The sequence below is a fragment of the Cryptocyanus atlanticus LEGE 06306 genome (assembly GCF_056633155.1).
Genome location: NZ_JBSJOZ010000003.1, coordinates 69,929 through 83,821 on the forward strand (window position 1 = coordinate 69,929; position 13,893 = coordinate 83,821).

At 68.3% G+C, this 13,893-nt stretch carries 16 protein-coding genes; 13 read left to right on the plus strand and 3 right to left on the minus strand.

Annotation, left to right across the window (positions count from 1 at the left end):
• Positions 1–28: 28 nt before the first annotated feature.
• From ACWJI7_RS04575 to ACWJI7_RS04595, 5 genes are all read left to right on the plus strand, one after another.
• Positions 29–1,234 (plus strand): ATP phosphoribosyltransferase regulatory subunit, encoded by a 1,206-nt coding sequence (locus ACWJI7_RS04575; RefSeq protein ID WP_479935768.1) that lies wholly within the window; start codon positions 29–31, stop codon positions 1,232–1,234.
• 29 nt (positions 1,235–1,263) lie between these two features.
• Positions 1,264–1,488: an indolepyruvate ferredoxin oxidoreductase subunit alpha gene (locus ACWJI7_RS04580; RefSeq protein ID WP_479935770.1), complete on the plus strand. Its 225-nt coding sequence runs from the start codon at positions 1,264–1,266 to the stop codon at positions 1,486–1,488.
• Positions 1,489–1,609: 121 nt separating this feature from the next.
• Positions 1,610–3,511 carry a molecular chaperone HtpG gene (htpG, locus tag ACWJI7_RS04585; RefSeq protein ID WP_479935772.1) on the plus strand — a complete coding sequence of 634 codons (1,902 nt, stop codon included), beginning with the start codon at positions 1,610–1,612 and terminating at the stop codon, positions 3,509–3,511.
• Between the two features lie 66 nt (positions 3,512–3,577).
• Positions 3,578–3,814 (plus strand): 50S ribosomal protein L28, encoded by a 237-nt coding sequence (rpmB, locus tag ACWJI7_RS04590; protein ID WP_479935774.1) that lies wholly within the window; start codon positions 3,578–3,580, stop codon positions 3,812–3,814.
• A gap of 69 nt (positions 3,815–3,883) precedes the next feature.
• Entirely contained in the window at positions 3,884–4,474 is a 591-nt protein-coding gene (locus ACWJI7_RS04595; protein WP_479935775.1) for a peroxiredoxin, read from the plus strand.
• A 19-nt stretch (positions 4,475–4,493) separates the two neighbouring features.
• Here the strand turns inward: ACWJI7_RS04595 and csaB are convergent, their stop codons facing one another.
• Positions 4,494–5,555: a polysaccharide pyruvyl transferase CsaB gene (csaB, locus tag ACWJI7_RS04600; RefSeq protein ID WP_479935776.1), complete on the minus strand. Its 1,062-nt coding sequence runs from the start codon at positions 5,553–5,555 to the stop codon at positions 4,494–4,496.
• A gap of 151 nt (positions 5,556–5,706) precedes the next feature.
• On the opposite strand from csaB, the gene ACWJI7_RS04605 reads away from it, so the two are divergent.
• The 4 genes from ACWJI7_RS04605 to psaK all read left to right on the plus strand — a co-directional run bounded on the left by ACWJI7_RS04605 (position 5,707) and on the right by psaK (position 6,972).
• A complete protein-coding gene (locus tag ACWJI7_RS04605) occupies positions 5,707–5,850 on the plus strand; it encodes a high light inducible protein (protein WP_479936006.1) in 144 nt (47 codons plus the stop codon).
• A gap of 167 nt (positions 5,851–6,017) precedes the next feature.
• Complete coding sequence (locus ACWJI7_RS04610) at positions 6,018–6,317, plus strand: DUF2499 domain-containing protein (protein WP_479935777.1); 300 nt, start codon at positions 6,018–6,020, stop codon at positions 6,315–6,317.
• Positions 6,314–6,718 (plus strand): DUF3593 domain-containing protein, encoded by a 405-nt coding sequence (locus ACWJI7_RS04615; RefSeq protein WP_479935778.1) that lies wholly within the window; start codon positions 6,314–6,316, stop codon positions 6,716–6,718. Before ACWJI7_RS04610 ends, ACWJI7_RS04615 begins: the two co-directional genes overlap by 4 nt.
• Positions 6,715–6,972, plus strand: a complete 258-nt coding sequence (gene psaK, locus ACWJI7_RS04620; RefSeq protein ID WP_479935779.1) for a photosystem I reaction center subunit PsaK — start codon at positions 6,715–6,717, stop codon at positions 6,970–6,972. Before ACWJI7_RS04615 ends, psaK begins: the two co-directional genes overlap by 4 nt.
• A 123-nt stretch (positions 6,973–7,095) precedes the next feature.
• Here the strand turns inward: psaK and dxs are convergent, their stop codons facing one another.
• Entirely contained in the window at positions 7,096–9,006 is a 1,911-nt protein-coding gene (dxs, locus tag ACWJI7_RS04625) for a 1-deoxy-D-xylulose-5-phosphate synthase (protein WP_479935780.1), read from the minus strand.
• A 120-nt stretch (positions 9,007–9,126) separates the two neighbouring features.
• Between dxs and ilvA the strand changes: the two genes are divergently transcribed.
• The 3 genes from ilvA to ACWJI7_RS04640 are packed head-to-tail and all read left to right on the plus strand — an operon-like array spanning position 9,127 to position 11,629.
• Positions 9,127–10,689, plus strand: coding sequence for a threonine ammonia-lyase, biosynthetic (gene ilvA / locus ACWJI7_RS04630; RefSeq protein WP_479935781.1), 1,563 nt, complete (start codon positions 9,127–9,129; stop codon positions 10,687–10,689).
• Positions 10,690–10,721: 32 nt separating this feature from the next.
• Positions 10,722–11,300 carry an SMC-Scp complex subunit ScpB gene (gene scpB / locus ACWJI7_RS04635; protein ID WP_479935782.1) on the plus strand — a complete coding sequence of 193 codons (579 nt, stop codon included), beginning with the start codon at positions 10,722–10,724 and terminating at the stop codon, positions 11,298–11,300.
• Between the two features lie 38 nt (positions 11,301–11,338).
• Entirely contained in the window at positions 11,339–11,629 is a 291-nt protein-coding gene (locus ACWJI7_RS04640; protein WP_479936007.1) for a YggT family protein, read from the plus strand.
• A 16-nt stretch (positions 11,630–11,645) separates the two neighbouring features.
• Here ACWJI7_RS04640 and ACWJI7_RS04645 read toward each other — a convergent pair whose 3' ends face one another.
• Positions 11,646–11,975, minus strand: coding sequence for a nucleoside triphosphate pyrophosphohydrolase family protein (locus tag ACWJI7_RS04645; protein ID WP_479935783.1), 330 nt, complete (start codon positions 11,973–11,975; stop codon positions 11,646–11,648).
• 83 nt (positions 11,976–12,058) lie between these two features.
• On the opposite strand from ACWJI7_RS04645, the gene pyk reads away from it, so the two are divergent.
• The gene (pyk, locus tag ACWJI7_RS04650) at positions 12,059–13,846 is read left to right on the plus strand and encodes a pyruvate kinase (RefSeq protein ID WP_479935784.1); all 1,788 of its coding nucleotides are present in this window, start codon (positions 12,059–12,061) and stop codon (positions 13,844–13,846) included.
• Positions 13,847–13,893: the final 47 nt, after the last annotated feature.

Consider the following 13,893-nt stretch of genomic DNA (forward strand, 5'->3'; position numbering starts at 1 on the left):
CCCAGTCCAGCCCGTCCCCCCCAGTCCCATGGCCCTGCAACCCGCCGCCGGAGCCAGGGATCTCCACCCTCGCCAGGTGGATCACGAGCGCCGCCTCTGCCAGCGACTGGCGGGGGTCTACCGGCTCTGGGGCTACCAGGAAGTGGCCCCCCCCACGGTGGAGCGGATCGACACCCTCGAGGCCGGCGGGTCGATCGCGGCCCGCGAGGTGCTGCGCCTGGCTGCTGATGAGCCCCTCGGCCTGCGCCCGGAGCTCACGGCCCCGATCGCCCGGGCGGCCTGCACCCGCCTGGCTGGCCGGCCCAGGCCCCTGCGCCTCTGGGCCGAAGGCAGCACCTTTCGCACGTTCACCGGAGACGGTGGCGGCCAGCGGATCAGCGAACAGCGCCAGAGCGGCGTGGAGCTGCTGGGGGTGCACTCCGCCTCCGCCGATGCCGAGCTCATGGGGCTGCTGCTGGCCTGCTGCGAGGCCCTGGGTCTCCAGGGTCGCCATCAGCTCCGTCTGCTGGTGGGGCACCACGGAGTGCTCTCCGCCCTGCTCGACCGGCTCCCCAGCGCCCACCGCACCGCCTGTCGCCAGGGACTCACCGGGTTCGACCGGCTGGCCCTGGCGGACCTCCCCCTGGCCGAGAAGGAGCGGAGGCGACTGCAGGCGCTGATGCGGTTGCGGGGCCAGCCCGGGCCGGTTCTGGACGAGCTGCGCCGGCAACTGGGGGCCAGCCCGCTGTTGGAGGGACTCGCCATCGCCCTGGCCACGGTGGCCCCCACGGCGGAGCGTCTGGGCATCGCCGTGCAGCTCGATCCCAGTTTTCAGCCCCATTTCGACCTCTATGACGGCATCGTGCTCAAACTCGTCTGTCAGGGAGAAGAGGCGCCGCTAGAGATCGCCAGTGGGGGGCGCTACGACGCCCTGGTGGGGCGGTTCGGCGCCGATCCCACCGTTGCAGCGGGGGTGGGCTTCGGCTTCACGATCGAGGCGATCCGCAATCTGCTGCCCCAACCGGGCGGCGGAGCGGCCCAGACCAGCCCCGTGCTGGTGGCCTACAGCCAACCCGGGGCGCTGGCAGCGGCCCTGGAGCGGCTGGGAGTTCTCCATGCCCGCGGCGAAGCCGCCGAGCTGCTGCCCGATCCCTGCGGTGGGCGCACCCAGGCGCTGGAGGAGGCCGAGCGGCGGGGCTCCTCCCAGCTGGTGTGGGTGGAGGCCGATGGACTGGGGGGCGGCGGGCATTTCTAGGATCGAAGGGCTCGCGCCGCCCCAGATCCATGGCCCACAGCATCGTCACCGACATCTGCGAGGGCGTCTCCGATTGCGTCGATGCCTGCCCGGTGGCCTGCATCCATCCGGGCCCCGGGGCCAATGCCAAGGGAACGGGCTATTACTGGATCGATTTCGACACCTGCATCGACTGCGGCATCTGTCTCCAGGTCTGCCCGGTCGCGGGAGCGATCCTTCCGGAGGAACGTCCCGACCTCCAGCGGGGCGGCTGAACGCCGGACGCCGACCTCATCCGGTGGTGCGCCAGGTTCGGAGACCCCACCCTGACCCCGCTTGAGCCGGGCGCAGGGGACCTCTAGGGTCACCCCATCCCGATTCAGGAACAACGACGTCATGGCGGTGCTGGAAGAACAGGGCCAGATTCAGATCCACACCGAGAACATCTTCCCGATCATCAAGAAGGCCGTTTATTCCGGCCATGAAGTGTTCCTCCGGGAGCTCGTCAGCAATGGGGTGGATGCCATCAGCAAGCGCCGCATGGCGGCCATGGCCGGCGATTGCAGCGAGGGCCCGGAGGGCCGCGTCAGCGTTCAGATCAACCGGGAAGCCCGAACGGTCACGCTGAGCGACAACGGCATCGGCATGACCGCAGATGAGGTGAAGCGCTACATCAACCAGGTGGCCTTCTCCAGCGCGGAAGACTTCCTGCAGGCCTACAAACGCGAAGATGATGCGATCATCGGCCACTTCGGACTGGGTTTCTATTCCAGCTTCATGGTGGCCTCCCGGGTCGAACTGGTGAGCCTGAGTGCCCGACCCGAGGCGGAGGCCGTCCGCTGGAGCTGCGACGGCTCTCCCAACTTCAGCCTCGAAGCCGGGGAGCGCAGCGAAGCGGGCACCGATGTGATCCTTCACCTGCAGGAGGAGGAGCTCGAGTACCTGGAGCCGGCCCGGCTCCGCGCCCTGATCACCACTTACTGCGACTTCCTGCCGGTGGAGGTGCAGCTGGAGGGCGAAACGGTGAACCGGAGGGAGGCCCCCTGGCGCAAGAGCGCCCGTGAGCTCAGCGACGAGGACTACATCGCTCTCTACCGCTATCTCTATCCGTTTCAGGGTGATCCCCTGCTCTGGGTCCACCTCAACACCGACTATCCCTATACCCTGCAGGGCATTCTCTACTTCCCGAAGATCACCGGCCGAGCCGACTGGGAGAAGGGGGAGATCCGGCTCTACTGCAATCAGGTGTTCGTCAGTGACTCGATCAAGGAGGTGGTGCCCCGCTACCTGCTTCCCCTGCGGGGTGTGATCGATTCTCCCGACATCCCCCTGAACGTGAGCCGCAGCGCCCTGCAGACCGACCGCCGGGTCCGCTCGATCGGTGGGTTCGTCGCCAAGAAGGTGGGGGACCGGCTCAAGGAGCTGCACCGGGATGACCCGGGCCGCTACGCCGAGATCTGGGAGGGCATCGCTCCATTCATCAAGATCGGCGCGATGGAGGACGAGAAGTTCGCCGACCAGGTGGCCGATCTGGTGCTGTACGGCACCACCGCGCCGGCGGTGGCGGTGTCGCCCGATCCGATCGCCTGCGGCGATCGCGCCTACACCACCCTGGCGGGCTATCGCAGCCGACTTCCATCGGAGACAGCCGCCAGAATCCTCTACTGCACGGACGAGGCGGCCCAGGCCGGCCCCCTGGCCCTCTGGCGGGGCCAGGGGGCCGAGGTGCTGCTGGCCGACACCCTGATCGACGCCCAGTTCCTGCCCTGGCTGGAGGCCCGCCACGACGACCTGCGATTCCAGCGGGTGGACGCCGAACTCGACGACAGCCTCAAGGAGAGTGAGAGTGAATTGAGCGATGCGGACGGCAAGGACAGTTCCGAGAAGCTGCGGGAACTGTTCCGCCAGGCCCTCGGCAACGACCGCGTCACGGTGCAGGTGCAGGCGCTCAAGGGAGACAACGCCCCGGCAGCCCTGATCCTGCTGCCCGAGCAAATGCGTCGGCTCAATGACATGGGCGCCCTGATGGAGCAGCGACTGCCGGGGCTGCCCGAGCACCATGTGTTGCTGATCAACCGCCGCCATCCGCTGGTGGAGGGTCTGCTGGCCCTCTCGGCGGGCTCGGTGATCACCACCGGGGGAGCTCCATCACCGAGCCAGCAGCTGGCGGCGGAGTTGGGCCGCCACCTGCATGACATGGCCCGCCTCTCGGTCGGGGGACTGGAGCCCAACGAACTGGCCGGGTTCCAGCAACGCAACGCCGATCTGATGGGACGCCTAATGGCGCGTGCCCTCTGAGCGCAGGCCACTTTGGTACCATCGGCCCTTGGGCCTCGTCCCTGTTCACAGTCATCGATTGCAGTCATGTCCCGGGTTTGTCAACTCACCGGCAAGCGCGCCAACAACGGCATGGCCGTCAGCCATTCCCATGTGCGCACCAAGAAGCTCCAGCAGGTGAATCTGCAGGAACGGCGTCTGTGGTGGGCTGAGGGCAAGCGCTGGGTGAAGCTGCGGGTGGCCACCCGCACCCTGCGCACCATCCAGAAGAAGGGTCTGGGCGTCTATGCCCGCGAACTGGGCATCAACCTGGCCAAGATCTGAATCCGCCGGATTGAAGGGGCGGGGTCTGCACCCGGTCCGGATCCGGCTCGCTCCCTCTCCGGGTTCCCCTTGAACCGTCGCCACCTGCTTGAAGCCGGCCTTCTCGCCGGCCTGGGCACCGCCTGCGGGGGCGTCGCTGTCCCGCCAGCCTGGGCCATGGGGGGCCAGCTACCCGAACTCGAGACCCTCGCTCCGGACTTTCGACTGCCGGCCCTGATCCCGGCCCCCGCCGAATCCGGACGCGGCGCCCTCCGCAACCCGCCCACCTCCGCAACCCTGGCTCTGGGAGAGTTCAGGAGCCGCTGGCTGGTGCTGTATTTCTATCCCCGGGATTTCACGGGAGGTTGCACCCTGGAGGCCCGGGGCTTCCAACAGGAACTGAGCAGCTTCCGGGCCCGAAACGCCGAAGTGGCCGGCGTGAGCGCCGATGCCCTCGACGCCCACGCCTCCTTCTGCGCCAGCGAGGGTCTGGCCTTCCCCCTGCTCTCCGATCCGGGCGGCCGCGTGAGTGCACGCTACGGATCCTGGATTCCTCCGTTCTCCCAGCGGCACACCTTTCTGATCGATCCGGCCGGCCGACTCAGGGCGCGATGGGTGGCCGTAAGGCCCGTGGGTCACGGCCGCGAGGTGCTCGCCGAGCTGGTGCGCCTCCAGAGCTGAACCCCCTCCAAGTGCGGCGTCAGGACCCGAACCAGCGCCCGATCAGATCGGCATGGACCCGTGCCAGGGTCCGCTGATGCTCCAGGCGGAGCGGATCGGGCGGCCGATCGAGAACAGCGGCCCAGCTGGGATCGGGACGGCTCACGTCCTCTCGAGTGGAGACCAGATCCAGGCAGGGGCAACCGAGTGCCTCGGCGGCGGCACGCACTTTCGGGTCATAGCTGAGGGCCGCCACCGGAGCACCGCCCAGCGCGCCCAGGATCAGGGCGTGCAGACGCATCGCCAGCACCAGACCGGCTGAAGCGAACAGGGCCATCGCCTGGTCGGGATCGGTGGCGCTGACCGACCGGCTGCGCTGGAGCAGGCGGGCCGGCACCAGCCCCTGGGCCCTCAGCCCCTCCAGCAGCCCACTGTCCTGATCCCGGTGAACCGGCAACCAGAGAACCGCGCGCTCCTGGCTGGCGGCCAGCGCATCGAGCGCCTCCAACAGGGGGGTCCAGGCGGGACCCTGCAGCAGGGGGGTCGCTCGCCAGCAGACCACGATCGGCCCCCCCAGGCCGTGCCAGGGGCAGCGGCGCAGCGACCAGACGGGATCACTGCCGAGGCTTCCGGACACGCCCCAGCTGGCGGCCAGCGCCGCCGAGGCGGCATCCCTCCAGCCGATCCCCTGCACGAGGGGCAAGACCGAGCGGACCAGCCAGCGGCTACGCCGCCGCCGCAGGGGCCCCAGACCCTGGCCCCAGAGGAACACCGGCTTGCCCCGGAGACGGGCTTCGAGGATCAGCGCCAGGTAGTAGAGCAGGCTGCGGAAACTGGTGGCGTCCTGCAGGAGGCTGCCGCCCCCGAGAACGAGCGCATCGGACCCCCGCAGCCCCGCCCGAACGGCCGCCAGTGACCGCCGCGAACAGCTGCGGACCCGCCAGCGGCTCCAGAGCTCGGCCTGATCAAAGGCGGTCACGAGGGGATCGCAGCCCTGGGGCAGTTGCTGCAGGAGCGCTTCGAGCAGGGCGTCATCGCCCAGGTTGTGCTCGCCGTAATAGCCGCAGATCAGGGGCTGGTGGAGCCTGCGCCGATGGGCCACCGGGACTCCGCTCCGAGGGACAAAGGAGATTACGGGGGAAGGCGCCATCGGCAACGACTGGGCCAGTCGGGAATGCGGCACATTGGACCGACGGAGGCAGCTCCAAGCCTTCATGACCTGTTACATTGAGCGCAACATCGCGTTACACGCCATGACCACCTCTGACTCCCGCTTCGGTTTCGTCGGTTTCGCCGAGACCTGGAATGGCCGCCTGGCCATGCTCGGTTTCGTGATCGGGCTGGCCACCGAGCTCCTCACCGGCCAGGGCATCCTCTCCCAGATCGGCCTGGGCTGATCGGTTCCAGGTCCCGTTCGGTCCTACCGGCGGCCCCTCTCCCACAAGCCCGGCCGGACGACCCGGCCGGGCTTCTTCATGGCGTCGGCCCGGGTCAGCTTCCGTCTTCGACGCGCCGGCCCGGGCTCCCTCCCTACATTGCCAACCGTCCTGGGTGCAGGGCCGCCATGCATGCCCTTTCACTGCCCACCTGGTGGATCCATGTCGCTTCAGTCCTGGAGTGGACGCTCGCCATGGTGGCGGTGATCCACTGGGGAGAGCGTCGCCAGGAAACGGAGTGGCGCTGGCTTGCCCTGGCCATGCTTCCCGCCCTGGTCAGTGCCATGGCGGCCTGCACGTGGCATGTCTTCGACAACGCCCCGGAGCTGCGCGGTCTGGTGGTGTTCCAGGCGGCCAGCACCCTGCTGGGCAACGGAGCCCTGGCAGCCGCCGCCTGGACCCTCCTGCCTGTGGAGCCTCGCCCATGAGCCCTCTGCAGAGCCTGGCGGGCATTGATCCGGGCCCGTTGTTCGTGCTCTCGCTGCTGCCCTACCTGGCCTTCCTCCACTGGGCGGCCCGCAGCGGCCGTTTCCCCCCCCTCGCCCTGTGGGGGTTCCGCTTCACCCTGGTGTTCGTGGCGGTGACCATCGCCGCCGCGGTCGTGGCGGAACTGCGCTTCGGCGCCCAGCTCGCCGATGTGGATGCCCTGCACGGCGGAGCCGAATCCTTTCTGACGGTGGCGAACCTGCTGGTTCTTCTGGGATTCTCCCGCGCCGGCGTCGCCCCGCCGGCCCCTCCGGAGCCCCTCGCGGGTGAACAAGTCTTAAGCGGTGGTGAAGGGACTGCCGTTCCCCCGGAAGATGGGGCGTCGGTTTTTGATCGAAGATGATCGCTCCCCTTCTGGCTCTGGCCCCGGCCTCACTCACCTGGTCACCGAAGGTGGCGCTGGTGATGATCGTGTGCAATGTGGTCGCCATCGGCATCGGCAAGGCCACGATCAAGTACCCCTCCGAGGGAGCCCAGCTCCCCAATGCCCAGTTCTTCGGCGGACTGAGCCACGCGTCCCTGCTGGCCACCACCAGCCTCGGTCACATCTTCGGCATCGGTGCCATTCAGGGCCTGGCTTCCCGCGGCGTTCTCTGAACCCTGGAGGCCTTCGCCAGAACCTGCCTCAGAAGGGTCCTGGCGCCCGAGCGCCCCTCCTGTGCCGTCCCGTCCTGGCGGGGCGGCTTTTGGTCTGTGTTCCTCAGACCCTTTCCGGCCTGCTCAGACAACCAGGGGCTGGCGTTTCAGGGCCATGGCGAAGCGCTGCAGGATTCGGTCCGCCATCTGGGACGGCGTGAGACCGAGGGCCCGCTTGCTCTGATCCGGGCTGGCATGATCCACGAGCTGGTCGGGAATGCCTAGGCGGAACACCGGCACCAGCACCTCATGATCGTTGAGGGTTTCCACCACGGCCGCCCCGAATCCGCCAGGAAGGGCCCCTTCCTCCATCGTGACCACCCGGCCGATGCGGCGCGCCAGGGGAAGAATCAGGGATTCGTCAAGGGGGCGCAGGAACCGGGCGTTGACCACGGCGGCCCGGATACCCTGCTCCTGCAGAAGCCCGGCCGTGGCCATGGCCGGGCTCACCATGGCGCCGTAGGCCACGATCAGCAGATCGTCACCATCGGCAAGCTGTTCACCCCGGCCAACCTCAAGCGGCTCCCAGCCTTCCTCCGCCAGGGGCACGCCCTCCCCTTCCCCCCGGGGAAAGCGGATGGCACAGGGACCCCTGTGCTGGATCGCCGTGACGAGCATGCGCTGAAGTTCGGCCTCGTCCTTCGGGGCCATCACCGTGAAATTCGGCACGGCCCGGAGGTAGCTGATGTCGTACTGACCCTGATGGGTGGGACCGTCGGCCCCGACGATGCCGGCGCGGTCGAGCACGAAGGTGACGGGGAGTTTCTGGATACCCACGTCGTGGATGATCTGGTCGTAGGCGCGCTGCAGGAAGGTGCTGTAGATCGCCACCACCGGGTTGAGGCCTTCGCAGGCCATGCCCGCCGCCATGGTGACGGCGTGCTGCTCGGCGATGCCGACGTCGAAGTACTGAGCGGGGAGGGCCTTCTCCAATAGATCGAGACCCGTGCCGGTGGCCATGGCGGCCGTGATCCCCACCACGGTGGGGTCCTGCTCGCAGATCTTGACGAGGGTCTGCCCAAACACCTTGCTGTAGCTGGGGGGTTTCGGCTTGCTGGAGGGGAAGGCCTTGCCGGTCTTGAGATCAAAGGCGGACTGGGCGTGGTAGCCCACCTGATCGGCTTCGGCATAGGGATAGCCCTTGCCCTTGGTGGTGGCCACATGAACGAGAACCGGTCCCTCGCAGCGGTGGGCCACCTGAAAGGTGCGGGTCATCTCGGCAATGTCGTGGCCATCGATCGGACCCATGTAGGTGAAGCCCAGCTCCTCGAACACCGCTCCCACCTTCGGCACGGCCAGCCGGCGCATGCTCTCCTTGAGCCGCTCCAGCTCCGGCGGCAGCTCGCCGTGCATGAAGGGGAGATGCTTGAAGGCCTCCTCGGCGCTGCCGGAGAGGAACTGCAGCGGCGGACTGAGCCGCATCCGGTTGAGGTAGGTGGAGAGGGCTCCCACCGGCGGGGAGATCGACATGTCGTTGTCGTTGAGCACCACCAGCAGGCGGGTTCGAGGCAGATGGCCGGCATGGTTGATCGCCTCCAGCGCCATGCCACCGGTGAGGGCTCCATCGCCGATCACCGCCACGCACTTGAAGTCGTCACCGCGGCGGTCGCGGGCCAGGGCCATGCCCAGGGCGGCGGAGATGCTGGTGGAGGCGTGGCCGGCACCGAAATGGTCGAAGCGGCTCTCGCTGCGTTTGAGGTAGCCAGCCACCCCGCCCTGCTGGCGGAGGGTGTGGAACTGGTGATAGCGGCCGGTGATCAGCTTGTGGGGATAGGCCTGGTGCCCCACGTCCCAGGCGACGCGATCGCCATCGAGATCCAGGGTCTGGTAGAGGGCGAGGGTGAGCTCCACCACCCCGAGGCCGGGGCCCAGGTGCCCACCGCTGGTGGACACCACTTCCAGATGCTTCTCGCGGATCTGACGGGCGATGGCTTCAAGCTCGCCGGTGCTGAGGCCATGCAACTGGTTGGGATGGCTCAGCTCGCTGAGATGCATGCCCTGATCAGATCTGAGAGAGTCAATCTACGGCCTGTGTCCGGGCGATCGGGGACAACGGTCACCATTCCTGAAGCCCGGCGGCGAAGCGGGGTCTGGCCCGCTTGTCAGACTGGCTCGATGGACGACACTCTGCAGCGCATCCTGCGGGCCCGGGTCTACGACGTGGCGATCGAATCCCCGCTCGATCCGGCGCCCAACCTGTCTCGGCGACTGGGCAACTCGGTGCTTCTCAAGCGCGAGGACCTGCAGCCGGTGTTCTCCTTCAAACTGCGGGGCGCCTACAACCGGATGTCCCATCTCAGCGCGGCGGAGCTGGAGCGTGGGGTGATCGCCGCCAGCGCCGGCAACCACGCCCAGGGGGTAGCCCTGGCGGCCGACCGGCTGGGCTGCCGGGCCGTGATCGTGATGCCGCTCACCACACCGGAGATGAAGGTGCGGGCGGTGGAGGCGCGGGGTGCCGAGGTGGTGCTCCACGGCGACACCTATGACGAGGCCTACCTGCGGGCCCGGCAGCTGGAGCAGGAGCGGCAGCTCAGCTTCATCCACCCCTTCGACGATCCGGACGTGATCGCCGGACAGGGCACGATCGGGCTGGAGATCCTCCGCCAGTGCACCCCTCCGCCGGATGGGATCTATGTGGCGGTGGGCGGCGGCGGGCTGATCGCCGGCATCGCCGCCTATGTCAAGAGCGTCTGGCCGCTGGTGGAGGTGATCGGCGTGGAACCGGTGGACGCCGACGCCATGACCCGCTCCCTGGCCGCCGGACACCGGGTGAGCCTGGAGCAGGTGGGCCTGTTCGCCGATGGGGTGGCCGTGCGGGAGGTGGGCGAGCACACCTTCGCCCTGGCCCGGCGCCACGTGGACGCCATGATCACGGTCGACACCGACGAGATCTGCGCCGCCATCAAGGATGTGTTTGAGGACACCCGTTCGATCCTCGAGCCCGCCGGTGCCCTGGCGGTGGCCGGCCTGAAGGCCGATGTCCAGCGCAGGGGCCTGAGTCAGCGCACCCTGGTGGCGGTGGCCTGCGGCGCCAACATGAACTTCGACCGTCTCCGGTTCGTGGCCGAACGGGCCGAGCTGGGCGAGGAACGGGAGGCGATGCTGGCGGTGGAGATCCCCGAGCGGCCCGGCAGCCTGCGCCGGCTCTGCGAGCTGCTGGGTTCCCGCAGCCTCACCGAATTCAGCTATCGGATGGAGGATCAGCACCTGGCCCACATCTTCCTGGGGGTCCAGATCCACGGCCACCGCGATACCGAAGCCCTGGTGAGCCAGCTGTCCGCCGGGGGATTTCCCTGCCTCGATCTGAGCGGCAACGAACTGGCCAAACTCCACCTGCGGCACATGGTGGGGGGCCGGTTGCCGGAGACGGCCTGCCGGGAGCTCGACGGACGGGGACGGGAGCTGCTCTACCGGTTCGAGTTCCCGGAGCGGCCCGGGGCGCTGATGGCGTTCGTGAATGCCCTCCACCCCAACTGGACCATCAGCATCTTCCACTACCGCAACCAGGGTGCCGACGTGGGCCGCATCGTGGTGGGCGTGCAGGTGGCCGATGCCGATGCGGAGGCCTGGAGACGGTTCCTCGACGGCCTGAACTACCGCCACTGGGACGAGACGGAGAATCCTGCCTACCGCCTGTTCCTCGGCCCCGCCACCCCCCATGCCCCGGCGCTGGCCTGAGTCTGGCCAGCTGCGGTACGGTTCGGGCATCGATGGACCGACCCGTGAGCGTGTCCGGGCCTGTGACTGTTCCCGGGGGATCCCTCTCCCTGCCGGCGCGGCTGGAGGCCATCCTGTACCTCAAGGGGCGGCCCCTGCGCCTGGCTGAACTCACCGAGATCGCCTCCGCCGGCCTGGCCGTACCGGTGGGAGGCGATGAGGTGGAACTGGCCCTGATCACCCTGATGGCCGATTACGCCCACCGGGACACCGCTCTGGAGATCCGCCAGGACGGCGGGGGCTACAGCCTTCAGCTCCGCGAGAGCCTCTCGGAACTGGTGCGCAGCCTGCTGCCGCTGGATCTCTCCACGGCAAGCCTGCGCACCCTGGCCACGATCGCCCTGAAGAAGCGCATCCTGCAGTCGGACCTGGTGGAGTTGCGCGGATCCGGCGCCTACGACCACATCAAGGAGCTGCTCGCCCAGAACTTCATCGAGCGTCGCCGCCAGAGCGATGGCCGCTCGTACTGGATCAGCCTGAGCGAGAAATTCCATCGCACCTTCGCCGTGACCGCCCAACCCGGCGAGGCGGGTCCCGCCAGGGGCAGGACACCGCGGCAGGAGGCTGCATAGAGTCGGTGGGCGAACAACCCTGCCGCCTTTCCGCCGTGATGATCCTGAGCCAGATCCTTGCCGTGCTGGCGCAGACGCTCAGCATCTACAGCCTGGTGCTGCTGGTGCGGGTGCTGCTGAGCTGGTTCCCCAACCTTGACTGGAGCAACCCGGTGCTGAGCACCGTGAGCTCGATCACCGATCCCTACCTCAACGTCTTCCGGGGCCTGATCCCCCCCCTGGGAGGTCTGGATCTCTCCGCGATCATCGCCTTCATCGCCCTCAGCCTGGCCCAGGGCCTGCTGGGGGGCCTGAGCGGATCCCTGATGGGGGGCGGCATCGCCTTCTGAACAGGGCCCTGGGGGCTCAGCGGTGGTCACCGCTGCCGCCAATCCGCCCGCGCTCGGCCCGGCTGGCCAGCTTGTCCAGGTTGGCCTGGGCCAGGGTCTCGAGATCCAGGCCCAGTTCACTGGCCAGCTGGGAGACGTACCAGAGGACATCCCCGAGTTCGAGCGCCAGATCCTCGACGACGCCCGCATCGAAGACGCCGCCCCGGTCCCGCATCACCTTCTTGACCTTGTCGGCCACTTCCCCCGCCTCGCCGCAGAGTCCGAGCGTGGGATAGATGGGATTGGCCCCCACCTGGGGATAACGCGCCGTGGTCCGCGCCTGCCGCTGATAGTGGTTCAGGTCCATCGGAGCATCGGGATCGGCACCATCGGAGGCAGGGACGGGGAAGGACCGGATGGTAGTTTCCGCCTGAACCTTCGGCTCTCCCGATGGCGCAGCCCGATCTGTCGCGTCGCACCAAGATCGTGGCAACGATCGGCCCAGCCACTGAGTCGCCCCAGCGGCTGCGGGAGCTGATCCAGGCCGGCGCCACCACCTTCCGGCTCAACTTTTCCCACGGCGACCACTCGGAGCACGCCGCCCGCATCGCCACCATCCGCCAGGTCGCCCATGAACTGGGCATTCACGTCGGCATCCTCCAGGACCTCCAGGGACCGAAGATCCGGCTCGGCCGCTTCGAGGATGGGCCGATCACCCTGGCCAACGGGGATCCCTTCGCCCTCACCTCCAGGGCGGTGAGCTGCAACCGCAGCATCGCCGCGATCACCTACGACAAGCTCGCCGATGAGGTGATGGCGGGCAGCCGCATCCTGCTCGACGACGGTCGCGTCGAGATGGTGGTCGAGCGGGTCGACATTCCGGAGCGGACCCTGCACTGCACCGTGGTGGTGGGAGGGGTGCTCTCCAACAACAAGGGGGTGAACTTCCCGGATGTGCAGCTCTCCATCCGTGCCCTCACCGACAAGGACCGCACGGATCTGACCTTCGGCCTGCAGCAGGGGGTCGACTGGGTGGCCCTCAGCTTCGTGCGCAACCCCTCCGACATGCAGGAGATCCGTGAGCTGATCTCCAGCCACGGCCACAGCACACCGGTGATCGCCAAGATCGAGAAATTCGAGGCGATCGATCAGATCGATGCGATCCTGCCCCTCTGCGACGGCGTGATGGTGGCCCGGGGTGACCTGGGGGTGGAGATGCCCGCCGAGGAGGTGCCGTTGCTGCAGAAGGAGCTGATCCGCAAGGCCAACACGCTCGGCATCCCGATCATCACCGCCACCCAGATGCTGGACAGCATGGCCGGCTGCCCCCGTCCGACCCGGGCGGAAGTGAGCGATGTGGCCAATGCCATCCTCGACGGCACCGATGCGGTGATGCTCTCCAACGAGACGGCCGTGGGCGACTACCCGGTGGAGGCCGTGGCCACCATGGCCCGCATTGCCCGTCGCATCGAGCGCGACTACCCGCGTCGTGCCGTGGACAGCCACATGGCCTCCACGATCCCCAACGCGATCAGCCAGGCGGTGAGCACGATCGCCCGGCAACTGCAGGCCGCCGCGATCCTGCCGCTCACCAAGAGCGGCGCCACGGCCCGGAACGTGAGCAAATTCCGGCCCTCCACCACCATCCTGGCCATCACCAACGAGGTGAAGGTGGCCCGCCAGCTGCAACTGGTCTGGGGTGTGAACCCCCTGCTGATCGGCCACCAGGACTCCACCACCAGCACGTTCACCCTGGCGATGGGCATCGCCCAGGAGCGTGGCCTGCTCAAGGAAGGGGATCTGGTGGTCCAGACCGCCGGCACCCTGGCCGGGGTGAGCGGCTCCACCGATCTGGTCAAGGTGGGCATCGTCTCCGCCGTGCTGGGCCGCGGGCTCGGCATCGGAGACGGTTCGGTGAGCGGCCGGGTGCGAGTGGCGACCAGCCCGGAAGAGGCCGCCCGGCTCGAGAGCGGCGAGATCCTGGTGGTGCGGGACAGTTCGGCCGCCTATCTCGACGCGATCCGCAAGGCCAAGGGGGTGATCGCCGAGGTGGATGGCAGCCAGAGCCACGCGGCCGTGATCGCGCAGCGTCTGGGAGTGCCGGTGATCGTCGGCGTGGCCAACGCCACCACCGATCTGCGGCACGGCGAATTCGTCACCCTTGAAGTGCGCGAGGGGGTGGTGCACCGCGGCGCCCGCAACCACACCCAGTCCGGGCGACTCGAGCAAACGCTCTGAACCGGATCTCTGGTGCCGCCGCCACCTGGCCATGATGGGGAGGCGCC